Genomic DNA, 381 nt, shown 5'->3' with positions numbered 1-381 from the left:
GCATCGGGGTCGTGGAGCCAGCGGATCTCCAGCGGCACCATGCCGGTATCGCCAAGCTCGAGCGTCTGCTCGACGCGGCGCTCGCTCAGGTTCCAGAAGTGCAGGCGGCTGCCGTACCGGCCGGCCGCCACGTCGTCGAGGTCGAAGCCGGACTCGTACGCGCTGGGTTCGCCGAACTCCGACGACGCCAGCACGTTCTGGCGCGGCTGGTACCAGAAGTCGTAGTTCAGTGGCGGGGTCGGCCCGCCGTTCTCCCAACGGCCCTTGATCTCGAACGTCTGCGCGTCGAGGACGGCGAAGCCGCACGCGCCGTTGCCGTCAGCATCGCCGAGCATGCTCACCACGATGTTGTCGCCGGGCATGCAGTGCACCGTGTGCGGG

Annotated in this window: 1 protein-coding gene; it reads right to left on the bottom strand. The window is 68.8% G+C overall.

The annotated features are described in order from the left end of the window. Positions 1-362: selenium-binding family protein (locus tag I6F37_RS44960; RefSeq protein WP_249795523.1), on the bottom strand; the 362-nt coding region annotated here is incomplete at its 3' end. Positions 363-381 lie beyond the last annotated feature (19 nt).

This window comes from Bradyrhizobium sp. NBAIM08, assembly GCF_020193935.1.
Classification (GTDB): Bacteria; Pseudomonadota; Alphaproteobacteria; order Rhizobiales; family Xanthobacteraceae; genus Bradyrhizobium; species Bradyrhizobium yuanmingense.
This window is presented reverse-complemented; position numbering and strand designations above follow the sequence as displayed.